Annotated in this window: 21 protein-coding genes, 1 pseudogene and 1 other annotated feature; of the genes and pseudogenes, 6 read left to right on the plus strand and 16 right to left on the minus strand. The window is 56.0% G+C overall.

Features of this window, described 5'->3' with window-relative positions:
* The 5 genes and pseudogenes from thrB to yjjY all read right to left on the minus strand — a co-directional run bounded on the left by thrB (position 1) and on the right by yjjY (position 4,981).
* A pseudogene (gene thrB / locus GRPL_RS0125460) lies at positions 1–931 on the minus strand (homoserine kinase).
* A gap of 1 nt (position 932) precedes the next feature.
* Positions 933–3,395, minus strand: coding sequence for a bifunctional aspartate kinase/homoserine dehydrogenase I (gene thrA / locus GRPL_RS24380; RefSeq protein ID WP_032689551.1), 2,463 nt, complete (start codon positions 3,393–3,395; stop codon positions 933–935).
* 25 nt (positions 3,396–3,420) lie between these two features.
* Positions 3,421–3,538: a sequence feature (Thr leader region), on the minus strand.
* Positions 3,477–3,545, minus strand: coding sequence for a thr operon leader peptide (gene thrL / locus GRPL_RS26375; RefSeq protein WP_071824685.1), 69 nt, complete (start codon positions 3,543–3,545; stop codon positions 3,477–3,479). It overlaps the preceding feature by 62 nt.
* Positions 3,546–3,757: 212 nt before the next feature.
* Positions 3,758–4,444 carry a tRNA/rRNA methyltransferase gene (locus GRPL_RS24375; RefSeq protein ID WP_032689552.1) on the minus strand — a complete coding sequence of 229 codons (687 nt, stop codon included), beginning with the start codon at positions 4,442–4,444 and terminating at the stop codon, positions 3,758–3,760.
* A gap of 396 nt (positions 4,445–4,840) precedes the next feature.
* Entirely contained in the window at positions 4,841–4,981 is a 141-nt protein-coding gene (yjjY, locus tag GRPL_RS27670; protein ID WP_049268126.1) for a YjjY family protein, read from the minus strand.
* A 95-nt stretch (positions 4,982–5,076) separates the two neighbouring features.
* On the opposite strand from yjjY, the gene arcA reads away from it, so the two are divergent.
* The gene (arcA, locus tag GRPL_RS24370) at positions 5,077–5,793 is read left to right on the plus strand and encodes a two-component system response regulator ArcA (RefSeq protein WP_002887843.1); all 717 of its coding nucleotides are present in this window, start codon (positions 5,077–5,079) and stop codon (positions 5,791–5,793) included.
* An 87-nt stretch (positions 5,794–5,880) separates the two neighbouring features.
* Here the strand turns inward: arcA and creA are convergent, their stop codons facing one another.
* A complete protein-coding gene (creA, locus tag GRPL_RS24365; RefSeq protein ID WP_004857687.1) occupies positions 5,881–6,354 on the minus strand; it encodes a protein CreA in 474 nt (157 codons plus the stop codon).
* Positions 6,355–6,567: 213 nt separating this feature from the next.
* Here creA and robA point away from each other — a divergent pair, with 213 nt between their 5' ends.
* Complete coding sequence (gene robA, locus GRPL_RS24360; protein WP_004857685.1) at positions 6,568–7,437, plus strand: MDR efflux pump AcrAB transcriptional activator RobA; 870 nt, start codon at positions 6,568–6,570, stop codon at positions 7,435–7,437.
* On the opposite strand, the gene gpmB is transcribed toward robA, so the two are convergent.
* Positions 7,434–8,081 (minus strand): 2,3-diphosphoglycerate-dependent phosphoglycerate mutase GpmB, encoded by a 648-nt coding sequence (gene gpmB, locus GRPL_RS24355; protein WP_004857683.1) that lies wholly within the window; start codon positions 8,079–8,081, stop codon positions 7,434–7,436. The genes robA and gpmB overlap by 4 nt on opposite strands.
* Before the next feature lie 113 nt (positions 8,082–8,194).
* Between gpmB and yjjX the strand changes: the two genes are divergently transcribed.
* Positions 8,195–8,710, plus strand: a complete 516-nt coding sequence (gene yjjX / locus GRPL_RS24350; RefSeq protein ID WP_032689554.1) for an inosine/xanthosine triphosphatase — start codon at positions 8,195–8,197, stop codon at positions 8,708–8,710.
* Here the strand turns inward: yjjX and trpR are convergent.
* Both trpR and sltY read right to left on the minus strand, forming a co-directional pair.
* Positions 8,697–9,023, minus strand: a complete 327-nt coding sequence (gene trpR, locus GRPL_RS24345) for a trp operon repressor (protein WP_015585187.1) — start codon at positions 9,021–9,023, stop codon at positions 8,697–8,699. The genes yjjX and trpR overlap by 14 nt on opposite strands.
* 153 nt (positions 9,024–9,176) lie before the next feature.
* On the minus strand, positions 9,177–11,114 hold the full coding sequence (sltY, locus tag GRPL_RS24340; protein WP_032689556.1) for a murein transglycosylase: 1,938 nt from the start codon (positions 11,112–11,114) through the stop codon (positions 9,177–9,179).
* A gap of 233 nt (positions 11,115–11,347) precedes the next feature.
* On the opposite strand from sltY, the gene ettA reads away from it, so the two are divergent.
* Positions 11,348–13,015, plus strand: a complete 1,668-nt coding sequence (ettA, locus tag GRPL_RS24335; protein WP_032689558.1) for an energy-dependent translational throttle protein EttA — start codon at positions 11,348–11,350, stop codon at positions 13,013–13,015.
* Positions 13,016–13,083: 68 nt separating this feature from the next.
* On the opposite strand, the gene nadR is transcribed toward ettA, so the two are convergent.
* The 3 genes from nadR to serB form a co-directional block, all read right to left on the minus strand.
* Positions 13,084–14,316 carry a multifunctional transcriptional regulator/nicotinamide-nucleotide adenylyltransferase/ribosylnicotinamide kinase NadR gene (nadR, locus tag GRPL_RS24330; RefSeq protein WP_032689559.1) on the minus strand — a complete coding sequence of 411 codons (1,233 nt, stop codon included), beginning with the start codon at positions 14,314–14,316 and terminating at the stop codon, positions 13,084–13,086.
* Positions 14,317–14,464: 148 nt separating this feature from the next.
* A complete protein-coding gene (radA, locus tag GRPL_RS24325; RefSeq protein WP_004857671.1) occupies positions 14,465–15,847 on the minus strand; it encodes a DNA repair protein RadA in 1,383 nt (460 codons plus the stop codon).
* A 10-nt stretch (positions 15,848–15,857) separates the two neighbouring features.
* Entirely contained in the window at positions 15,858–16,829 is a 972-nt protein-coding gene (serB, locus tag GRPL_RS24320; RefSeq protein ID WP_004857669.1) for a phosphoserine phosphatase, read from the minus strand.
* A 103-nt stretch (positions 16,830–16,932) separates the two neighbouring features.
* Here serB and GRPL_RS24315 point away from each other — a divergent pair, with 103 nt between their 5' ends.
* Together GRPL_RS24315 and lplA are read left to right on the plus strand one after the other, a co-directional pair.
* Positions 16,933–17,574, plus strand: a complete 642-nt coding sequence (locus GRPL_RS24315; RefSeq protein WP_032689562.1) for a YtjB family periplasmic protein — start codon at positions 16,933–16,935, stop codon at positions 17,572–17,574.
* 11 nt (positions 17,575–17,585) lie between these two features.
* Complete coding sequence (gene lplA / locus GRPL_RS24310) at positions 17,586–18,602, plus strand: lipoate--protein ligase (protein ID WP_032689563.1); 1,017 nt, start codon at positions 17,586–17,588, stop codon at positions 18,600–18,602.
* A 288-nt stretch (positions 18,603–18,890) separates the two neighbouring features.
* Here the strand turns inward: lplA and deoD are convergent, their stop codons facing one another.
* The 4 genes from deoD to deoC form a co-directional block, all read right to left on the minus strand.
* Entirely contained in the window at positions 18,891–19,610 is a 720-nt protein-coding gene (gene deoD, locus GRPL_RS24305; RefSeq protein WP_004857662.1) for a purine-nucleoside phosphorylase, read from the minus strand.
* Positions 19,611–19,713: 103 nt separating this feature from the next.
* Positions 19,714–20,937, minus strand: a complete 1,224-nt coding sequence (deoB, locus tag GRPL_RS24300) for a phosphopentomutase (protein ID WP_004857660.1) — start codon at positions 20,935–20,937, stop codon at positions 19,714–19,716.
* Positions 20,938–20,989: 52 nt separating this feature from the next.
* The gene (deoA, locus tag GRPL_RS24295) at positions 20,990–22,312 is read right to left on the minus strand and encodes a thymidine phosphorylase (RefSeq protein WP_032689576.1); all 1,323 of its coding nucleotides are present in this window, start codon (positions 22,310–22,312) and stop codon (positions 20,990–20,992) included.
* Positions 22,313–22,468: 156 nt separating this feature from the next.
* Positions 22,469–23,248, minus strand: coding sequence for a deoxyribose-phosphate aldolase (gene deoC / locus GRPL_RS24290; protein WP_004857657.1), 780 nt, complete (start codon positions 23,246–23,248; stop codon positions 22,469–22,471).
* Positions 23,249–23,813 lie beyond the last annotated feature (565 nt).

Here is a 23,813-nt window from a genome sequence, read left to right on the forward strand (position 1 = left end):
TTATCCCACTACTCGTGCGCCCGCCGTATCCAGCCGGCAAATATGAACGAAGCCTTTCTGATTCTGCAGATAATGCGTGCCCAGCCAGTCCGCAACGCGCTGCGCGGTTTCCGGCTTATCGCACAGCGCAAACAGCGTCGGGCCAGAGCCTGAGATGCCGCACGCCTGCGCACCGATCTCCATCGCCGCCTGACGCGCTTCGCTGAAGCCCGGCAGCAGTTTGGTGCGATACGGTTCGGCAATCACATCTTTCATCAATTTCGCTGCCAGCTGCGGCTGGCGGGTGTAGCAGGCATGAATAAAGCCCGCCAGATGACGACCGTGAGCGATACAGTCCTGGCGGCGATACTGCGCCGGGAGGATGGCACGCGCTTCCGCCGTCGAAACTTTAATTCCCGGATAAGCCAGTACCCACAGCCATTCGTCGAAACCCGGAACCTGCTGGCTGATGATGCCATTCTCTTCAATCATCAGCTGCATGCCGCCCAGGTAGCAGGGCGCAACGTTGTCATAGTGGATACTGCCGGAAATACGCCCTTCCATCTCCCCCATCAGCGCCAGCATACGCATCTCATTCAGCGGCTTACCGCAGAATTCATTCATCGCCACCAGCGCGGCGACGACAGAGCAGGCGCTGGAACCGAGGCCGGAACCAATCGGCATATTTTTTTCCAGCACCATCGACACCGGAACTTTTTTTGCCGATCTCCTGGCAGAAACGCTCCCAGCACTGGTAAACAATGTTCTCCTGCGGCACGGAGGGCAGCTTGCTGGCAAAGCGGCCAACGTTTTGCAGGCTGAAGCTGTCCGCCGCCTCGACCGAAACGTTGTCCCCCAGCAGGGTGCCATCGACCGGCGTTACCGCCGCGCCCAGCACATCAAACCCGACGCTCATATTGGCACTGGAAGCCGGGGCATATACTTTGACCATCTTAAACTCCTAACTTCCATGACAGGGTGCGCAACAGGTCAGCAAACACACCGGCCGCCGTGACGTCGTTACCTGCACCATAGCCGCGCAGCACCAGCGGCAGCGGCTGATAATAATGGCTGTAAAAGGCCAGGGCGTTTTCACCATTTTTCACTTTGTACAGCGGATCGTTACCGTCAACGGCGGCAATTTTCACGCGACAGGTCCCATCCTCTTCGATGTTACCGACGTAACGCAAGACTTTACCTTCATCACGTGCCTGGGCAACCCGGGAAGCAAACTCGTTATCCAGCGAAGGCAAGCGCGCCATAAAGCTCTCAACGTCGCCGCTGGCATCAAATTGTGCAGGCAGTACCGGTTCGACGACAATGTCAGACAGTTCCAGCTCACGGCCGGTTTCACGGGCCAGAATCAGCAGCTTGCGCGCAACATCGACGCCTGAAAGGTCGTCTCGCGGATCCGGTTCGGTATAGCCCATCTCGCGCGCCAGCGTTGTTGCCTCAGAGAGATTCATTCCCTCATCCAGCTTACCGAAAATAAACGACAGGGAGCCGGAAAGAATACCGGAGAAGTGCAGCAGCTCATCGCCGGCGTTCAGCAGGTTTTGCAGATTTTCAATTACCGGCAGACCGGCGCCAACGTTGGTGTCGTAGAGGAATTTACGTCGCGAACTGCTGGCGGCATGGCGCAACTGATGGTAGTAATCCAGCGAAGAGGTATTGGCCTTTTTGTTCGGCGTCACCACGTGGAAACCTTCGCGCAGGAAATCGGCGTACTGATCGGCGACCGCCTGGCTGGAGGTACAGTCGACGATAACCGGGTTCAGCAGATGGTACTCCTTGACCAGGCGAATCAGACGGCCCAGGTTCAGCGACTCTTTCGCTTCGGCCAGCTCCGCGCGCCAGTTCTCGAGATTCAACCCGTGCACGTTAGTCAGCAGGGCCTGTGAATTCGCCACGCCGCAGACGCGCAGGTCGATATGTTTGTTCTTCAGCCAGCCCTGCTGACGCTTGATCTGTTCAATCAGCGCGCCGCCGACACCGCCGACACCGATAACAAAGACCTCAATGACCTGATCGGTGTTGAACAGCATCTGATGGGTCACGCGCACCCCGGTGGTCGCATCATCATTGCTGACCACAACGGAGATAGAGCGCTCAGAAGAGCCCTGGGCAATCGCCACGATATTGATATTAGCGCGGGCCAGTGCGGCGAAGAACTTCGCCGAGATGCCGCGCAGCGTGCGCATACCGTCGCCCACTACGGAGATAATCGCCAGACGATCCATGATCGATAGCGGCTCCAGCTGGCCCTCTTTCAGCTCCAGATAGAACTCGTCTTCCATTACCCGTTTTGCGCGCGCGCAGTCGCTCTGCGGTACGCAGAAACTGATGCTGTATTCCGATGACGACTGGGTAATCAGCACAACCGAAATTCCGGCGCGGGACATGGTGGCAAACACGCGAGCGGCCATACCGACCATGCCTTTCATCCCCGGGCCGGAGACGTTGAACATCGCCATATTATTGAGGTTGGAGATGCCTTTGACCGGCAGACCGTCTTCATCAAGGCTGGCGCCGATCAGCGTACCTGGCGCCTGCGGATTACCGGTATTCTTGATCAGGCAGGGAATCTGGAACTGAGCGATAGGAGCAATGGTGCGCGGATGCAGAACTTTCGCCCCGAAGTAGGATAGCTCCATCGCTTCCTGATATGACATCGACTTCAGCAGACGCGCATCGGGAACCTGACGCGGGTCGCAGGTATATACCCCATCGACGTCGGTCCAGATTTCACAACAGTCGGCGCGCAGGCAGGCGGCCAGCACGGCAGCAGAGTAGTCTGAGCCATTGCGTCCCAGCACCACCAGTTCCCCTTTTTCGTTACCAGCGGTAAATCCGGCCATCAGCACCATATGGTCGGATGGAATATGGCTGGCGGTAATGCGGCGGGTCGATTCAGCGATATCGACAGTGGATTCGAGGTAATGGCCAACGGCCAGCAGTTTTTCGACGGGGTTAATCACGCTAACTTTGTGACCGCGTGCTTCCAGCAGCCCCGCCATCACGGCGATAGACAGCTTCTCACCGCGGCAAATCAGCGCGGCGTTGACGCTATCGGGGCACTGACCAAGCAGGCTGATACCGTGCAACACGTGTTTAATCTGGGCAAACTCTTGCGCGACAAAGGCTTTCAGCTGTGCCAGCGGGAACCCCGGTTGCGCGTCGGCGAGGCCCTGCAGCAGTTCAGCAAAAATGCGTTCAGCGTCGGAGATATTGGTGAGCGCGTCCTGGCCGCCGATGGTTTTTTCAATCATTGCGACCAGATGGTTGGTAATTTTCGCCGGGGCAGACAGGACGGTTGCTACCTGCCCCTGCCTGGCATTGCTCTCCAGAATATCGGCAACCCGCAGAAAACGTTCTGCATTTGCCACTGATGTACCGCCGAACTTCAACACGCGCATGGTTGTTACCCCTAGATTTTTTGTCGAAAAAAAAGCCCGCACTGTTCAGGTGCGGGCTTTTTTCTGTGTTTCCTGTACGCGTCAGCCCGCACCGTTACCTGTGGTAATGGTGATGGTGATAATGGTTGTCATCATGCTGATGCGTTTCATGGATGTTGTGTACTCTGTAATTTTTATCTGTCTGTGTCCTGTGCCTATATTGGTTAAAGTATCTGCCGGTTTAAGTCAACGAATTTTTACATTTCACCCGTTTCACTGCAGCGGGTCAATGCGCCACAATGACCTGACAATTCACCTGAATTTGCGATACACCGCGCTTGATGCTGGCAGATATAACCATACTTAAAACTTATATCAGAACTTTACTCTGGCAGGTTTTTTTCAATGTCGTGCAGTAATCGGTGCAACATTGCCGTGTCTCGCTGCTCTAAAAGCCCAATTCGCTGCTGGAGCCAGTCGGTCAGTTTGAGGTCTTCAGCCACGCCCAGTCGGGTCAATAAATCGAGCGCCCGCAGACGCAATGCCTGCAGCTGATTTTCATCGACGCTGGCAGAAACGGCCGACGCCTGCTGAACCAGGGTACTCAATTGATAGCAATAGACCATCACCGACTGCCCTAAGTTAAGCGAAGGATAGTCGGCCACCATCGGCACGCCTGTCAGCACATCGGCAAGAGCCAGCTCTTCGTTGGTAAGTCCGGAATCTTCCCGACCAAAGACCAGCGCCGCATGGTTCATCCACCCGGCTTTCTCCGCCATCAGCGGCAGCAGCTGCTGCGGCGTGGCGTAGTAATGGAAACGCGCCCGGCTACGGGCCGTTGTCGCCACGGTAAAGTCAACGTCATGCAGCGCCTGTTCCAGCGTTGGATAAGTGCTTATGTTATCGAGAATATCTCCGGAACCATGCGCAACCCAACGCGCCGCAGGCTGAAGGTGGGCATCGCTGTCAACGATACGCAGGTCGCGAAAACCCATCGTTTTCATCGCGCGTGCCGCCGCGCCAACGTTTTCTGCCCTGGCCGGGGCGACTAATACAATAGATACGTGCATGCTGGCTCTCTTCTACTCTCTCACGCGGCGAAAATGAAAATTATCCCCATTTTACGCGGCGAAAATTTACAAATTTGCAACAAAAATCACTAAAATTGCGCGTTATTACCCATAAAAAAGCCTAAACTGTTTCCAACGAACCACGGGACGGAGTATGTTAACAGAACGCATTTATCCATATGTTTGCCAATGATATTTGTCGCAACCGCGCTGAACGTTCATTGGATTCAACATGTTTATCAATTTACCAGCGCAACCATTTGAGCAGTGTAAGATTTGTGACTATAAATAGCATTTCAATGCAATGATTTCACAAGACTGTTAACGTGCTACAATTGAATTTGATATATGTCAACGAAGCGTAGTTTTATGGGGTGTTCAGCCTCTCTTAGCCTGTTATATTGCTGTTAAAATGGTTAGGATGACAGCCGTTTTTGACACCGTCGGGTCCAGAGGGAAAGTACCCACGACCAAGCTAATGATGTTGTTGACGTTGATGGAAAGTGCATCAAGAACGCAATTACGTACTTTAGTCATGTTACGCCGGGCATGTTAATTTGCGACATGTACCAGGCAGGTCAGGGACTTTGGTACTTCCTGTTTCGATTTAGTTGGCAATTTAGGTAGCAAACATGCAGACCCCGCACATTCTTATCGTTGAAGACGAGTTGGTAACACGCAACACGTTAAAAAGTATTTTCGAAGCAGAAGGTTATGATGTGTTCGAAGCGACCGATGGCGCGGAAATGCATCAGATCCTGTCTGAAAATGATATCAACCTGGTGATCATGGATATCAACCTGCCAGGTAAAAATGGTCTCCTGTTAGCGCGTGAACTGCGTGAACAGGCTGACGTCGCGCTGATGTTCCTGACCGGCCGCGATAACGAAGTTGATAAGATTCTGGGCCTCGAAATCGGCGCTGATGACTATATCACTAAACCGTTCAACCCTCGTGAACTGACCATTCGCGCACGTAACCTCCTCTCCCGTACCATGAATCTGGGTACCGTGAGCGAAGAGCGTCGCAGCGTAGAAAGCTACAAGTTCAACGGCTGGGAACTGGATATCAATAGCCGTTCGCTGGTCAGCCCGAATGGTGAGCAGTACAAGCTGCCGCGCAGTGAATTCCGCGCGATGCTGCACTTCTGCGAAAACCCGGGCAAGATCCAGTCACGTGCTGAACTGCTGAAGAAAATGACCGGCCGTGAGCTTAAGCCGCACGACCGTACCGTTGACGTGACCATCCGTCGCATTCGTAAGCATTTCGAGTCTACTCCGGATACTCCGGAAATCATCGCCACGATTCACGGCGAAGGTTATCGCTTCTGCGGCGACCTGCAGGAATAACATTCGTTTTCCTGCTCCCGCAACGTAAAAACGGCGCTTAATGCGCCGTTTTTTTTATGTGCGAATCGGATGCTACGATGCGCCGCGTTATTTATTCCACGGCATGATAGGCACGGCGCTGAGCGCATTCTTCGGTGAACCGTCAACGACTTTATCCGAATAGCTCAGGTAGATCAGCGCATTACGTTTGCTATCGTAAAAACGGACCACCTGCAGCTTTTTAAACACCAGCGAAGTACGTTTCTGGAAAACCACGTCGCCCTGCGACTTACCGTTTTTGATTTTATCGTTCAGTTCGATCGGCCCTACCTGCTGGCAAGAAATCGCCGCATCTGACGTATCTTCCGCCAGACCCAGACCACCCTTAATCCCGCCGGTTTTCGCCCGGCTGATATAGCACGTCACGTTCTGCACATCCGGATCGTCGAAGGCCTCAACGACGATTTTATGATCCGGACCAAAGAATTTGAATACGGTATCTACGGAGCCAATTTGTTCCGCCTGTGCCACCTGACATCCCGCCAGTAAAAGCAGCCCCGCAACTAACCTCTTGTATTTCATATTGTTACCATTTTCTTAAAATTTTGCTGAGCGATGATTATAGACTCAGCGGAAAAGGTTTATAGATCACAGCGTTACCAAAACAGCTAAAAAACCTGCTGACAAATCGCATTTATAAGCAAAAAAAACACTGAATGCTAAAACATCAAAAAATGCTATTATCCGCTACCTTACTTAGTAGCAGGCACCTGAGTTTAAGGATGAGGACATTTTATGGATCAAGCAGGGATTATTCGCGATCTCCTTAGCTGGCTGGAAGGTCACCTGGATCAACCGCTCTCACTAGATAATGTGGCAGCCAAGGCCGGTTATTCCAAGTGGCATTTGCAAAGAATGTTTAAAGACGTGACCGGCCAAGCCATCGGTGCCTATATTCGCGCTCGCCGTTTATCAAAATCAGCGGTCGCCCTGCGCCTGACCGCCCGCCCGATTCTCGACATTGCGCTACAGTATCGTTTTGACTCGCAGCAGACCTTCACCCGCGCGTTTAAAAAGCAGTTTTCGTTAACGCCGGCGCTGTACCGCCGCTCTCCTGACTGGAGCTCTTACGGGATGCGTCCCCCGCTGCGCCTGGGTGAATTCACGATGCCGCAGCATGAGTTCGTCACCCTGAGCAATACCCAGCTGATTGGCATCACTCAGAGCTACACCTGCAAGCTGGAGGAAATCTCCGACTTCCGTAACCAGATGCGCGTTCAGTTCTGGCGTGATTTCCTCGGCAATTCACCGTCGATTCCGCCCACGCTGTACGGTCTGCACGAACCGCGTCCTAGTCTCGAGAAAGATGACGAGCAAGAGGTCTTCTACACCACTGCGCTGACGCCGGAGATGGCCAACGGCCACCTGCACAACTCCCATCCGATCATTCTGGAAGGCGGCGAGTATGTGATGTTCACTTATGAAGGGTTAGGAAGCGGACTGCAGGAGTTTATCCTGACGGTGTACGGCACCTGCATGCCAATGCTGAACCTTACCCGCCGCAAAGGTCTGGATATCGAACGCTTCTTCCCTGAGGATGAAAGCCGGGATCAAGAAACGCCGATTCAGCTGCGTTGCGAATACCTGATCCCGATTCGTCGTTAACGCTGTAGTTCATCCATCGCGGGGGCGTCAAGATGCGACACATCCCCCGCGGTTTCCACGACCCAGCCCGATGCCAGCCACAGACTCTGCTGATAATCAACGCGAGAAATTGAGCAGTTACGCAGACGCAGGCGGCGTTCCGCGTGTGCCGGCAGCCCCAGAATCGTACTGACCAGACAGCCCAGCGCAATACCGTGGCTCACCAGCAGCGGCCTGCTTCCGGCAGGCAGTTCCAGGCAGGACGCCAGTGCCGCGTGCATACGCTCACTCAGCTCCAGCATCGACTCCCCCTGTGGGATACGGCCGTCCGGGGTCCCATCAACCAACCGGCGACGCCACTCTTCTTCTTCCTCGCTCAGCGAGTCGATATGACGTTTTTCAAGAACCCCCATATCCAGCTCACGCAGCCGTGAATCAAGGATGACATCGCAACCGCAGGCTTCCGCGATAATCTCTGCCGTCCGGCGCGTGCGCCCCAAATCGCTGGCAATGATATGCGTAATGCCCAGCGTTCTGGCACGTTCGCCGACCTGCCAGGCCTGGCGCTCGCCGTGAGGGGTTAACGGGCTGTCTGACTGGCCCTGAATGCGCCGCTCGGCGTTCCACTGCGTTTCGCCATGGCGAACAAGGTGTACCTGTAACATGCTATTTTTCCGTTCTGTGCTCTTCACAATTTCGGTTGCCGGCGTCGCGCGCTGCAACGAAAACGATTTGGAGTATACTGCGATGACGTAAATTTATTCTGAGTTGTTTGATTATGCACCATGTTGTCTCAGCTACCACTAATCCCGCCAAAATTCAGGCAATTCTACAGGCTTTTAACGAGATCTTCGGCGAAGGATCCTGCCACATTGAGTCCGTCTCCGTCGAGAGTGGCGTGCCGGAACAGCCGTTTGGTAACGAGGAAACGCGTGCTGGCGCACGAAACAGGGTCGCCAATGCGCGCGCCGTGCAGCCAAATGCCGACTTCTGGGTCGCCATTGAAGCCGGGATCGACGAAGGCAGCACCTTTAGCTGGGTAGTGATTGAGGATCATCATCAGCGCGGCGAAGCGCGCTCGGCGACGCTGCCGCTGCCGGCGGTGATTCTGGAAAAAGTGCGTGCCGGGGAAGCGCTAGGGCCGGTGATGTCACAGCATACCGGCATTGATGAAATTGGCCGTAAAGAAGGGGCTATCGGCGTCTTTACCGCCGGGAAGCTCACGCGCAGCAGCGTCTACCACCAGGCGGTAGTACTGGCATTAAGCCCGTTCCATAACCTTATTTACCGTTAAGCAGCGCCTGCTCCAGCCACTGTCGCAGCTCGGGTGGCGCGGATTTCAGACTGTTAGAACCACGGGTAATGGTGGCAATCCCGGCGCCGAGCTCGCTTTTGAGCTCGCGCTGGCTCATCTCGCCACGCAGCAACTCTTCAATGATCCGTACGCGCGTGCCCAGCGCCTCGCGCTCGTCGGGCGTCAGCATTAATTGCAGCAATGGCAGATGCAGATCGTCGGCGTACGCCTGCTGGAGTAACGCCACAAAGCGAAGCCATTCCTGATGACGCTGTTCGGCTACAGCCGCTGAATAAGGGGATTGTTGGGTCATGTTACGCCGCCATGTTGAGACAGGCGACCAAGGCCGCCTGTCGAATGTACTCATTAACGAGTACAAAGCATAACATACTCCGGTCAATACTCTATGGGTTTCGCGTCACAGCGCGGCGTTCAGCCCGTTTTGTCCCGCGCAATCCGCTGAGTATCAGTAACGCTGCTGCCACTCTGCATCGCTCAGCATGGGGGCTTTCTGCCCCATAAAGTAACGGTAATAGGCATCGTAGGAGAGCACGTTCTTCACATAACCCCGCGTTTCCGAGAACGGGATACTCTCGATAAATGCCACCGCATCGATTCGCCCGGCGCTATTGCCCTGCCAGGTCCGAACCCGCCCCGGACCGGCGTTGTAGGCCGCGGAAGCATAGATGCGGTTATTGCCAAACTGCTGGTAAACATACTGCAGATAGCTGGTGCCGATATTGATATTGGTCTCGGGATCCAGCAGCTGCGACGGGCTGCTGTAGCCAGGGATACTGAACATACTCACCGTATGGGTCGCCGTACCCGGCATGATTTGCATCAGGCCGCTGGCGCCAACCGGAGAGCGGACTTTCGGGTTCCACGCGCTCTCCTGGCGAGCAATCGCCATCGCATAGCTCTGCGGGATAGCTTTGCCGCTGATATAGCGCGCGAAGAGATCGTTGTAGGCCAGCGGGAAGCGTTCTTCCAGCTGGTCCCACAGCTTCCCGGCGATAGTCGCCTGAACGCTGAGATCCCACCAGTGCTGGTTGAATGCATAGCGCGCCAGCTGCGCCTGCTGATCTTTCGTCCGGCTGGTCACCAGATTTGCCCATTCGCTGCGGGCGGTGTTGTCCATATTCCAGTACATCAACTCGCGTACCCGGGCCATTTCCGGCCCGGAGGTCAGCGCAGGATCGAGATTCTCTGGCGCTTTATCGATCCGGAAGGTGAAATCCTCTCCCAGACGCTGAGCGGCAATCATCGGGTAGAACCCGCGCTGCTGCATCAACGAACGGAGAATCGCTTTTGCTTCGTCGTCACGCCCGCGCTCCAGCAGCAGATCCGCCTGCCAATAGCGCCACTCATCTTTCTCTTTCGCTTCCATCGGCAGGCGCGCCAGCCAGGTATTCAACCCGTGGCGGTCCCCGGCGCCCAGCGCCATTCGCACCCGGCGCTCTACTAGCGCAGTGGATTGCGAGCGCATAATAGCGTCATCGCGCCAGACGGCCTGCTCTTCGGTCACATCGTTGCCCATCAGGCGCCAGGCAACGATATCCCGCAGCTCCTGGGTTTGATCTTCATTCAGCTTCTGTGCCTGCACCAATGACGGAATCATCAGCCGGGCGTTTTCGACATCCTGGCGCGCCACGCTGGCGAAGGCCACCGCCGCCATCTGGCGGGTGAAGTCCGTCGCCCCGGTGGTGCGGGCGAAGGTCATCACGGTATTCGGATCGTTTGCCAGCGCCACCACCGCTGACGAAATCGTCTGGTATTCAGGCGGCATCTGCTGCGCCAGCACGCTGACCAGGCCGGTGTTACCCGCCTTCATCGCCAGGCGGATACGCTCAAGATATGCCAACGGATCCTGCTTGCCGGAGGAACGCCAGGCGCTAAACAGCGCATCGCAGGCATTAGGCTGGCTTTTACCGCTCAGCCACAGCGTTTTCGCGCCGTCCCAGGCTTCCTGCGCCTGGCCCACGCTCAGCTTCGCATAGTAGTAATTACACTGCGCTTCGGTGCTGGCGGGTTTTTCCGGGCTAAACGCCAGCAGTCCGCTCCAGTCGGTACGCCGCGCCAGCTCGTTAACAAAGCGCGATTTCAGGGTGCGCGCCGGCGGCAGCGTCGGGTTCGCTTCAATGAAGTTTTTCACCACCAGCGTCGGCTGGTTCATCAGATCGTCGGTGATCTGCCGGTACTGAAGATAGGGGTACAGCGGATAGGTGGTCAGCGTAGGCATAAGCTGTTCGACAACGGACATCTGCCGGCTATCCCATGCCTGCTTAATTTGAGCGTAGCGGCTGCGCTGTTCATCCAGTGAATCCGCATGTGCCAACTGGCTGAGCGTCAGCAGACTCACGCTGGCCGCCAGAAGACGCCATGCCATCGTTTTGGCTTTTTCCACAAGCTCTTCCTCTGTTAAAAGTACATCTCACTACATCAGAGCAGCATCATGCCGCTTTTTAAATGTCCCAGTGTCGCTATAGATATGCTAACCAGACAACGCCAAACGTGCCACGTCCTGGACATTTTTTTACTCTTCTGTGAATCCCATCGCCTCTCTGGGCTTAACGCGTGAAAAAGGCTACACTTCGCCTTTGAAAACTATTCATCAAAATAAAAGAGGCGAAGTCCACCGTGGCTCAATTCGTTTATACCATGCATCGTGTCGGCAAAGTGGTTCCGCCGAAACGTCATATTTTGAAAAATATCTCCCTGAGCTTCTTCCCTGGCGCGAAGATCGGCGTTCTCGGTCTGAACGGTGCCGGTAAATCTACCCTGTTACGTATTATGGCCGGCATCGATACCGACATCGAAGGCGAAGCCCGCCCGCAGCCTGGCCTGAAAATTGGCTATCTGCCGCAGGAACCGCAGCTGAACCCGGAGCAGACCGTACGTGAGTCGGTAGAAGAAGCGGTAGCCGAAGTGGTTAACGCGCTGAAAGGCCTGGATGAGGTGTATGCCAAATACGCTGAGCCAGACGCCGACTTCGATAAACTCGCGGCGCAGCAGGGCAAGTTTGAAGAGATCATTCAGGCTCACGACGGCCATAACCTGAACGTGCAGCTGGAACGTGCGGCCGATGCCCTGCGTCTGCCGGACTGGGATGCGAAAATCGCCAACCTGTCCGGTGGTGAACGCCGCCGCGTGGCGCTGTGCCGCCTGCTGCTGGAAAAACCAGACATGCTGCTGCTCGACGAACCGACCAACCACCTGGATGCTGAATCCGTGGCCTGGCTGGAACGTTTCCTGCACGACTTCGAAGGGACCGTCGTGGCGATTACCCACGACCGTTACTTCCTCGATAACGTGGCCGGCTGGATCCTCGAACTGGACCGCGGCGAAGGGATTCCGTGGGAAGGCAACTACTCCTCCTGGCTGGAGCAGAAAGATCAGCGTCTGGCGCAGGAAGCCTCTCAGGAAGCGGCGCGCCGCAAATCCATCGAGAAAGAGCTGGAGTGGGTACGCCAGGGCGCGAAAGGCCGTCAGTCTAAGGGCAAAGCCCGTCTGGCGCGCTTTGAAGAGCTTAACAACGTTGAATACCAGAAGCGTAACGAAACCAACGAACTGTTTATTCCGCCTGGAGCCCGTCTGGGGGATAAAGTGGTTGAAGTCAGCAACCTGCGTAAGTCTTACGGCGACCGCGTGCTGATTGACGATCTGACCTTCTCGGTACCGAAAGGGGCAATCGTCGGGATTATCGGGCCTAACGGCGCCGGTAAATCGACCCTGTTCCGCATGATGTCCGGTCAGGAACAGCCTGATGCCGGTTCTATTACCCTGGGTGAAACCGTGAAGCTGGCTTCCGTCGATCAGTTCCGCGACGCGATGGATAACAGCAAAACCGTCTGGGAAGAAGTCTCCGGCGGGCTGGATATCATGAAGATCGGCAACACCGAAATGCCTAGCCGCGCCTACGTCGGTCGCTTTAACTTTAAAGGCGTCGACCAGGGTAAACGCGTGGGCGAACTTTCCGGCGGTGAGCGCGGTCGTCTGCACCTCGCGAAGCTGCTGCAGGTTGGCGGTAACGTGCTGCTGCTCGATGAACCGACCAACGACCTGGATATCGAAACCCTGCGCGCGTTAGAAAACGCCCTGCTGGAGTTCCCGGGATGTGCGATGGTTATCTCGCACGACCGTTGGTTCCTCGACCGTATCGCGACCCACATTCTGGATTACCAGGATGAAGGTAAAGTCGAATTCTTCGAAGGTAACTTCACCGAGTACGAAGAGTACAAGAAACGCACCCTCGGCGCCGATGCGCTGGAGCCAAAGCGTATCAAGTACAAGCGTATTGCGAAGTAATAAAAACGGGTGGCCCAGGCCACCCGTTTTTTTATGCTCAGCGCGCGCCAGAACTCCTCTGGCGGTGGTTAGCCCGGCTCACCCATCAGCTGCTTGACCAAATCAACGCAGCGCAGAAAGCGCGTGTCGTAATCCGACTCTTTCACATGCACAAAGTCGATCTCATTTTCTTTGAGCAGCGACACCAGCAGCGTCTGGAACTCCTTGCGATCCACCGAACTGCCGAGGCTACGTAAACCATCGGCCACCCACGGGGTATTGTTCTCCAGCAGAATCACCAGATCAAAACGGTACTCATCGATCAGCGCCTGCACGAAGGGATGTTCACGCCCTTCATACTTCAGGCAAAAGGCCTGGGTGCTGACGAAATCGGTGTCGATAAACGCCACCTTATTGGCATATTTAACCGCAAAATCAATATACTGCGCGTGGCCAAGCGCAATTTTGTCATAGTCGGAATACTGCAGCGCCATCTCATCGCCGCCGAGGTGCGAGAAGACGTAATCGCGACCATACTCCCAAGCGCTGGTGGTGTTAAAGATATTCGCGAGCTTATTGACCAGCGTCGATTTCCCGCTCGATTCGCCGCCAAGAATCGCCACCGTACGCACGAAGAACGGTTTCACTTCCGTCGGGATGTACTCCCAGTAGCGGAACGGGTTTTCACGGATCTGTCCGCCGCTGATGCTCATAAAGGTTCGTTTCGGATCGATCAGCACGGTTTCGATCGCCAGATGCTGCAGATATTGCTGCGCATCCGCCTCTTCCGAGGTGTAGATCCAGTTCGGCTGGATCCCTTTATCGCTCATAAATGCGCGGATTCCGCGGCTCCAGACGTCCCAGCCGTGGGGATAAGGTTCCATCCCCTCTTCATTAAACGCATGAATACGGATATTTTTCTGATATTTGAAGGTTTGCAGCAGCCAGCGCAGACGATCGGATACCGTCGGCTGTTGCGACATCGCGCTGTCTTCAAACAGCTGACGATCGCGCGTATCGTCGTAACCCATGATGATATGCAGCTCATCCACCTGGCTACAGGCGCGCTGAATCAGATAGATATGTCCGGTGTGCAGCGGATAGAACTTACCAAATACCACGCCGACGCTCTTTTGCCGACGCGGGAATTCCAGGCCAAGAAAACGGTGCAGGGCTTCCAGCTTCTGCGCGCTTGGGCTTTTGATTTTGGCATTCAGCAGCTGGCTCAAATAGCCTTTGGTCATTCCGCTGGCTTCCGCGACCTGTTGCAGCGTACAGCCCTTTTGCTTAATCGCGGTTTTGAGATAGTCGAAAGATGACACAAGAGCCTCCTGCTTTAGCAAAACTGAAGAAATACCCTGTTGGTTACGGGAAGCAGGCGAACGAAGCCCGATGAACGGAAGCAACTCAGCCATTCATACGGCCCCACGCGGCCAGCCCTCTGCCGCCGAACAGGCGGCGGGTATTTAATTATAAGTCGTCAAACACGCTTAGCGCGTCTGAAAGCTTTTTCACACCAAAGATTTGCATCCCTTCTGGTGCTTTTTTCGGCACGTTGGCTGCCGGGACGATGGCGCGACGAAAACCATGTTTCGCCGCCTCGGAGATGCGCTCCTGGCCGCTGGGCACCGGACGGATTTCGCCGGACAGCCCCACTTCACCAAACACCACCAGATCGTGTGGCAGCGGACGATCGCGCAGACTGGAAACCATTGCCAGCAGCAGCGCCAGGTCGGCGCTGGTTTCCGCTACCTTCACCCCGCCGACGACGTTAACAAAAACGTCCTGATCGGCCATCTGCAGGCCGCCGTGACGGTGCAGTACCGCCAGCAAAATCGCCAGGCGATTCTGCTCCAGCCCTACCGCGACGCGACGCGGGTTAGACATCATTGAATGATCGACCAGCGCCTGAATCTCCACCAGCAGAGGACGGGTGCCTTCCCAGACCACCATCACCGAGCTGCCGGAAGTCACTTCATCGCCGCGGCTGAGAAAAATCGCCGAAGGGTTACTGATTTCACGCAGCCCCTGCTCGGTCATTGCGAACACCCCCAGCTCATTCACCGCGCCAAAGCGGTTTTTATGGCTGCGCAGGGTACGAAAGCGAGAATCGGCATCGCCATCCAGCAGCACCGAGCAGTCAATACAGTGCTCCAGCACCTTTGGCCCGGCCAGCGAGCCATCTTTGGTCACATGACCGACCATGATGATCGCGACATCGCGCGTTTTCGCAAAACGGGTCAGATAAGCCGCCGTTTCGCGTACCTGGGCGACGCTGCCCGGCGACGACTGAACGTCAGCCATATGCATCACCTGGATCGAGTCGATAACCATCAGCTGCGGCTTTTCGTCATCGGCTATCTGGCAGATTTGTTCAATGCTGGTCTCGGAGAGCATATTGAGATTAGCGGTCGGCAGCCCCAGGCGATGAGCGCGCATCGCCACCTGCTGCAACGACTCTTCCCCGGTGACGTACAGCGTTTTCATGTTTTCCGACAGGCGGCACAGCGTCTGCAGCAGCAGCGTCGATTTACCCGCCCCCGGACTGCCGCCAATCAGAATGGCGCTGCCCGGCACCACGCCACCGCCGAGCACGCGGTCAAACTCTTTAAAACCGGTGGAGAAACGCGGTAGCGCCTCAAGGCTGATCTCCGACAGCTTTTGCACCTTCGACGCGCCGGCATTCCCGGCGTAGCCCGTCAGACGCTCGTTTCTCGCCACCTGCGGCGAAGCGGCAATACGCACCTCGGTGATGGTATTCCAGGCATGACAGGCGCTGCACTGCCCCTGCCAGCGCGGGTAATCCGCACCACATTCATTACAGACAAATGCGCGTTTTGGAGCTTTCGCCACGTGTTACCTCTTACTTTTGATTCATGCTGCCTGAGAGAATACAGAAGACTCCCATCAGGTCAGCGTGACGGATCGTCACTTCCGCCTGCTCATTCACTTTTGGCTTAGCATGATACGCGATCCCCAGCCCCGCCGCTTTGATCATCGGAAGATCGTTGGCGCCATCGCCGATCGCCACGGTCTGCGCCGGCGGGATTGCATATTTTTCCGCCAGTTTTCGCAGCGTGGCGGCTTTATATTTGGCATCGACAATATCGCCAATGACGTTTCCGGTCAGCTTGCCGTCCATAATCTCCAGCTCATTAGCGACCACGGCGTCAAGATGCAGCTTGTCGCGCAGGTATTCGGCGAAGAAGGTGAATCCGCCGGAGGCAATCGCGACTTTCCAGCCCAGCGTCTCCAGCTTCAGCACCAGCTGCGCCAGCCCCGGCATCAGCGGTAGCGATTCACGTACCTGCAGCAGAATATTGGCATCGGCATCTTTCAACGTCGCCACCCGCTGACGCAGGCTGGCGGTGAAGTCCAGCTCACCGCGCATCGCCCGTTCGGTCACTTCCGACACCATTTCGCCGGTTCCGGCCAGTTTGGCGATTTCGTCAATGCACTCGATTTGAATCGCCGTGGAGTCCATATCCATCACCAGCAGCCCAGGCGTGCGCAGATGCGGGATTTTCCCCAGCGGGGCGACATCCAGCCCCGCTTCGTGCGCCAGCCGGGTTGCCCGCAGCGTCAGAGAGCCCGCCAGACGAATAACCTGATAATCTTCGACAACCCAGGAGGCAACGATAACCAGCGCCGCTCCCAGCTCACGCTGCCAGGCCGTCAGCCGGCGTTTATCAAGGCCGCGCCCGTAGAGCAGCCAGCCGCTGCGTCCGGCATGATAATCCAGCGGCATGACCTCATCACCGCTCAGCGAAAGCGGTAATCCAGGCCACAGGGAAACATCTTCGGGCAGATCGCACCAGGTCAAACTGTTTGGCATTACGGCTCCACATTTCTTTATTCAGGCCAGGAAAATAACGCATGAGGCTACCTTGTAACCAGCGCTTCTGGCAACATTAAGCTGTAAATATTAAAGGTGGAATATGGTACGCGCAAAACTGAAATTCCGACTGCATCGCGCCGTCATTGTTCTTATCTGCCTCGCGCTTCTCGTTGCCCTGATGCAGGGAGCGTCGTGGTTCAGCCAGAACAGCCAAAAGCAACGTAATCCACAGTTAGAAGAACTGGCTCGCACCCTTGCGCAGCAGGTTACGCTGAATCTGGCGCCAATGATGCGCAGCGAGACCCCTGATGAAAAACGGATCGGTGAGCTGCTGGAGCTGCTGACCCGCCAGAGCCGGGTCCTCGATGCCGGAGTCTATGATGACCAGGGCGATCTGGTCGCTCGCTCGGGCGAAGGGGTCAACGTGCGCGACAGGCTGGCGCTGGACGGCAAAAAAGCGGGCGGTTACTTCAATCAGCAGATCGTGGAGCCGATTCAGGGTAAAAACGGGCCGCTGGGCTACCTGCGCCTGACGCTGGATACCCATACGTTAGCCACCGAGGCGAAACAGGTGGATAATACCACCAATATTTTACGTCTGATGCTGCTGCTGTCACTGGCTATCGGCGTGGTGCTGACCCGCACGCTGCTGCAGGGCAAGCGCACCCGCTGGCAGCAATCGCCCTTCCTGCTCACCGCCAATAAGCCGGTGCAGGACGAAGACAAAGATGAATCAGAATAAGGAAATCGCTGATGTCGACGCTACGCCTGCTGCTCTCAGATTCTACGGATCCCTGGTTCAACCTCGCGGTTGAAGAGTGTATTTTCCGCCAGATGCCCGCCACCCAGCGCGTGCTGTTCCTGTGGCGCAATGCCGACACGGTGGTCATTGGGCGGGCGCAAAACCCGTGGAAAGAGTGCAACACCCGCCGGATGGAAGAGGATAACGTCCGTCTGGCCCGCCGCAGCAGCGGCGGCGGCGCGGTATTCCACGATCTCGGCAACACCTGCTTTACCTTCATGGCAGGTAAACCCGAGTACGATAAAACCGTCTCCACCCGGATTGTACTGGCTGCGCTGGAGGCGCTGGGCGTCACGGCTGAAGCATCCGGGCGCAATGACCTGGTGGTCAAAACTGCCGAAGGCGATCGTAAAATCTCCGGTTCGGCCTACCGCGAAACCCTTGACCGCGGTTTTCACCACGGAACGCTGCTGTTGAATGCCGATTTAAGTCGTCTGGCAAACTATCTCAACCCGGATAAAAAGAAGCTACAGGCGAAAGGTATCACTTCGGTACGCGGCCGCGTAGCCAATCTGGTTGAACTGCTGCCGGGTATTACGCACCAGCAGGTCTGCTCGGCGATTGAAGAGGCCTTTTTCGCCTACTACGGCGAGCGCGTCGCCGCGGAAGTGATTTCGCCCGATAAGACGCCGGATCTGCCGAACTTTGCCGAAACCTTCGCCCGCCAGAGCAGCTGGGCATGGAATTTTGGCCAGGCGCCGGCCTTCTCGCACCTGCTGGATGAGCGCTTCGTCTGGGGTGGGGTTGAGCTGCACTTTGACGTTGAGAAAGGCCATATCACCCGTGCGCAGGTCTTTACCGATAGCCTGAATCCGGCACCGCTGGAAACGCTGGCTACGCGATTGCAGGGATGCCCGTATCGTGCTGACGTGCTGCAGCAGGCGTGTGAAGCATTATTAGTGGATTTCCCGGAGCAGGAGAAAGAGCTGCGGGAGCTGTCGGCATGGATTGCCGGCGCGGTGCGCTGATAAAAAAGCCGGATGGCGGCTACGCCTTATCCGGCCTACAGATTCCGCACGGTTTGATTGACCGCTCAGCGCGAGACTCGCGTTTACGCCCTATCCGGCCGACAGATTCCGCACGGTTTGATTGACCGCTCAGCGCGAGACTAGCGTTTACGCCCTATCCGGCCGACAGATTTCGCACGGTTTGATTGACCGCTCAGCGCGAGACTAGCGGTTACGCCCTATCCGGCCGACAGATTTCGCACGGTTTGATTGACCCGGTAAGCGCAGCGCCACCGGGCAATACAACCTTTACTCTTTATCGCCCAGCAGAACGGATTCCAGCGCGATTTTGATCATATCGTTGAACGTCGTCTGACGCTCAGCCGCGGTCGTTTGCTCATGCGTACGAATATGATCGGAAACGGTGCAGATAGTCAGCGCTTTCGCCCCGAACTCCGCCGCTACGCCGTAGATACCGGCGGCTTCCATTTCCACGCCCAGGATGCCGTATTTTTCCATCACATCGAACATGGACGGATCCGGGGTATAGAACAGGTCTGCGGAGAAGATGTTGCCAACACGGGCATCAACGCCCAGCGCTTTTGCAGCATCAACCGCGTTACGCACCATGCCGAAGTCAGCGATAGCGGCGAAATCATGATCTTTAAAGCGCAGACGGTTAACTTTGGAGTCGGTGCACGCGCCCATGCCAATCACCACATCACGCAGTTTGACATCAGCACGTACCGCGCCGCAGGAGCCCACGCGAATAATCTTCTTCACGCCGAAATCGGTGATCAGCTCTTTGGTGTAGATGGAGCAGGACGGGATCCCCATGCCGTGGCCCATGACGGAGATCTTGCGGCCTTTATAGGTACCGGTGAAGCCCAGCATGCCGCGCACGTTGTTCACTTCGCGCACGTCTTCAAGGAAAGTTTCCGCGATGTGCTTCGCGCGCAGCGGGTCGCCCGGCATCAACACGACGTCAGCGAAATCACCCATTTCTGCATTAATATGAGGAGTTGCCATCTTCAGTTCCTTTTATATTGTTGTTTTTGCCGGGCGGCGGCTGCGCCTTACCCGGCCTACAAAACCACAGGCCCGGTCAGCATAGCGCCACCGGGCAATGACCTTAGAACATGGCCTTGCCATATTCCATGTCGGACGTACCAAAGTATTTCGCCAGGGTCTGGCCGATATCCGCGAAGGTTTCACGGTGGCCCAGCGAGCCCGGTTTAACTTTCGGGCCGTAGACCAGTACCGGGATATGCTCACGCGTATGATCAGTACCTTGCCAGCTCGGGTCACAGCCGTGGTCAGCGGTCAGGATCAGAATGTCATCTTCACCCACCAGCTCCATCAGCTCCGGCAGACGGCGGTCGAACAGTTCCAGACCCGCAGCATAACCGGCGATATCGCGACGGTGCCCCCAGGAAGAGTCGAAGTCCACGAAGTTAGTGAAGACGATGGTCTTATCACCCGCTTCTTTCATCTCTTTGATGGTCGCGTCAAACAGCGCATCCAGGCCGGTCGCTTTCACTTTTTTGGTGATCCCGCAGTTGGCATAGATGTCGGCGATTTTCCCAACGGAAACCACGTGGCCGCCTTTCTCGTCAACCAGCTTTTGCAACACGGTCGGCGCAGGCGGTTCAACGGCCAGATCGTGACGGTTGCCGGTACGCTGGAAGTGGCCCGGTTTATCACCCACGAACGGACGCGCGATAACGCGGCCAATGTTGTAGCCACCTTCAGTCAGCTCCTCACGGGCGATTTCGCACAGCTCGTAGAGTTTATCCAGACCAAAGGTCTCTTCGTGGCAGGCAATCTGGAACACGGAGTCAGCGGAGGTATAGAAAATCGGCTTGCCGGTTTTCATATGTTCTTCGCCAAGCTCATCCAGAATCACCGTCCCGGAAGAGTGACAGTTACCGAGGTAGCCCGGCAGGTTTGCACGTTTAACCAGTTTATCCAGCAGCTCCTGCGGGAAGCTGTTCTGATGGTCACTGAAGTAGCCCCATTCGAACAGAACCGGTACACCGGCGATTTCCCAGTGGCCGGACGGCGTATCTTTACCGGAAGAGAGCTCATGCGCCCAGGCGTATGCGCCAATGACGTCCGCACTGGCATCCATCCCGGCAGCAATCTTACCGGTCGAGCCCTCGTGAGCTTTGACCAGCCCCAGACGGGTCAGATTAGGCAAATTGAGTGGGCCTTTACGGCCATGGTCAGCCTCGCCCTTAGCGCAGGCTTCAGCAATGTGGCCCATCGTGTCTGAGCCGACGTCGCCAAAGCGAGCGGCATCTTCAGTCGCACCGATGCCGAAAGAGTCCAGCACCATAATAAATGCACGTTTCATATTATTCTCCGTACCTTTTGCGCTGCAAAAAAGCGATCAGATCAGTATACCGTTATTCGGTGATTCGGCGATAGACCGTCGGGGTTTCTTTCGGCGCCTTATCGTCCAGTTTAATTGCCGCTTTAACGGCTTTCGCCGCATCCTGCCAGCTGGCTTCATCTTTGGCATGGATAACCGCGAGCGGACGCTGCCCGTCAACGCTGTCGCCCAGGCGCGCCATGTCGGTAAAGCCGACGCTATAGTCAATCGGATCGGACGCCTGGCGGCGACCGCCGCCCATCGACACCACCGCCATACCCAGCGCACGGGTGTCCATTTCAGCGACAAACCCTTCACCATCAGCGTAGACCGCTTTGCTCAGCATGGCGGTAGGCAGATAGTTATCGTAGTTCTCGACGAAATCAGTCGGCCCTTTTTGCGCGGCAACCATCCGGCCAAAGACTTCCGCCGCTTTGCCGTTGTCCAGCACCGCCTGCAGTTTCGCCCGCGCGTCGGCGTCATCCTGGGCCAGCTTGCCGGAAATCAGCATTTCCACGCACAGCGCCATGGTCACATCAAACAGACGCGGATTGCGGTATTCGCCGGTCAGGAAGCGAACCGCTTCACGGACTTCGACGGCATTACCGGCGCTGGATGCCAGCACCTGGTTCATATCGGTCAGCAGCGCGGTAGTACGCACGCCGGCACCGTTGGAAACGCCAACGATCGCTTCGGCAAGCGCTGCGGAGAGTTCGTAGGTCGGCATAAAGGCGCCGCTGCCTACTTTGACGTCCATCACCAGCGCATCCAGGCCTTCCGCCAGTTTTTTCGCCAGAATCGAGGCGGTGATGAGCGGGATGGAATCCACCGTCGCGGTAATATCGCGAGTGGCATAGAAACGTTTGTCGGCAGGGGCCAGCGAACTGGTCTGCCCAATGATGGCGACGCCAACATCTTTAATAATGCCGCGGAAACGGGCGTCATCCGGGAAAATATCGAAACCTGGAATGGCTTCCAGTTTGTCGAGGGTGCCGCCGGTATGACCGAGGCCGCGCCCGGAGATCATCGGCACATAGCCGCCGCAGGCGGCGACCATCGGACCAAGCATCAGCGAAGTCACATCGCCCACGCCGCCGGTGGAGTGTTTATCGACAATCGGGCCATTCAGATTGAGGCTTTTCCAGTCCAGAACGGTTCCTGAATCCCGCATTGCCATGGTTAACGAGACGCGTTCTGGCATAGACATATCGTGGAAAAAGATGGTCATCGCCAGCGCCGCGATCTGCCCTTCAGAAACGGTGTTATCGCGGATCCCGTTGATGAAAAAGCGAATTTCGTCATCGCTCAGCGCATGGCCATCACGTTTTTTACGAATAATTTCTTGTGCGAGAAACAAGGTAACCCCCTGAGGAATAAGGTCAAATTCGGCGGGCGGCGTTGTCTGCGCCCGCGCTAAGATCCTGTAGCCCGGCCGAGCGTCGCGACGCCGGGAATCTCCCGGGGTCGGCGCAGCTGCGCCTCCTCCGGGCTACGGTTTTGTCGCCGTTACGCCTTAGTAGCTGCTGGCGCTCTTGCCGTCGCCGTGACCCAGCGCTTTCAGCAGGCTTGCCAGCAGGCTGGAGGCACCGAAACGATAGTGGCGGGAATCCGCCCAGTCGGCACCAAACAGTTCATCGGCAATCGCCAGGAACTGCTGCGCATCTTCAGCGCTGCGGACGCCGCCCGCAGGCTTAAAGCCAACGGTTTTCTGTACACCCATATCGCGGATCACTTCCAGCATGATACGTGCGCTTTCCGGCGTCGCGTTTACCGGAACTTTACCGGTCGAGGTTTTGATGAAATCCGCCCCGGCTTTAATAGAAATTTCAGAGGCTTTGCGAATTAACGCTTCTTCTTTCAGCTCACCGGTTTCGATGATCACTTTCAACAGCACGTTGGCCGCCGCGCAAGCCTCTTTACAGGCCTTCACCAGATCGAATCCAACCTGCTCGTTACCCGCGATCAGCGCGCGGTACGGGAATACCACGTCAACTTCGTCCGCGCCGTAAGCGATGGCCGCACGGGTTTCCGCCAGCGCGATATCGATATCATCGTTACCATGCGGGAAGTTTGTGACCGTGGCGATACGGATATCCGGGGTGCCCTGCGCGTTCAGCGTTTTACGCGCGATCGGGATAAAGCGCGGATAGATGCAGATAGCCGCTGTGTTCCCTACCGGCGTTTTTGCCTGATGGCACAGAGCGATCACCTTTTCATTGGTGTCATCGTCATTCAGCGTGGTCAGGTCCATCAGTTTCAACGCGCGCAGGCTGCTTGCAGATAAATCAGTCATTTTACACTCCGACGGCTTATTGCCGGTTCAATAGTTTGTTCACCTTGCGAGTCTGTTACTATTGTAACATCACCTCGCCGTTACACTTCGACATTCATCACAGTTAATGAAAACTCATAGAGAATTTGCATTACTGTAATGTGACAGTGATCACCTTTATGGCTGCGGTATTACGCTGAAAGACGCCAGGTTTACTTTAAGCATAATCAAAATCCTCAGGCACAAGGGAATGTTAATATAATAACATAAAACCACAAGGCTCCTCGACAAAAGCGAATGCATATTGTGCTAAAAATTAAAAAACAGGCAATAAGCATTGAAAAATAAGCAGGTTACTGAAAACAGACGATGATGGAATTATAACATTTACAGGGAGTGTGAAAGGGAGGGGATCCGGGCAGCGAGGCAGTACGCCCTTGCCGGCGATGATGCCGCAACCTCTTAGCCGCGGCGGACTCACGAGCGTCATCACTGACAGTGCGCTACGCCCACGTTACAGGTTACAGGTTACAGGTCACAGGTCACAGGTCACAGGTTACAGGTCACAGGTTACAGGTCACAGGTT

The organism is Klebsiella planticola ATCC 33531 (genome assembly GCF_000735435.1).
Taxonomy (GTDB): Bacteria; Pseudomonadota; Gammaproteobacteria; order Enterobacterales; family Enterobacteriaceae; genus Klebsiella; species Klebsiella planticola.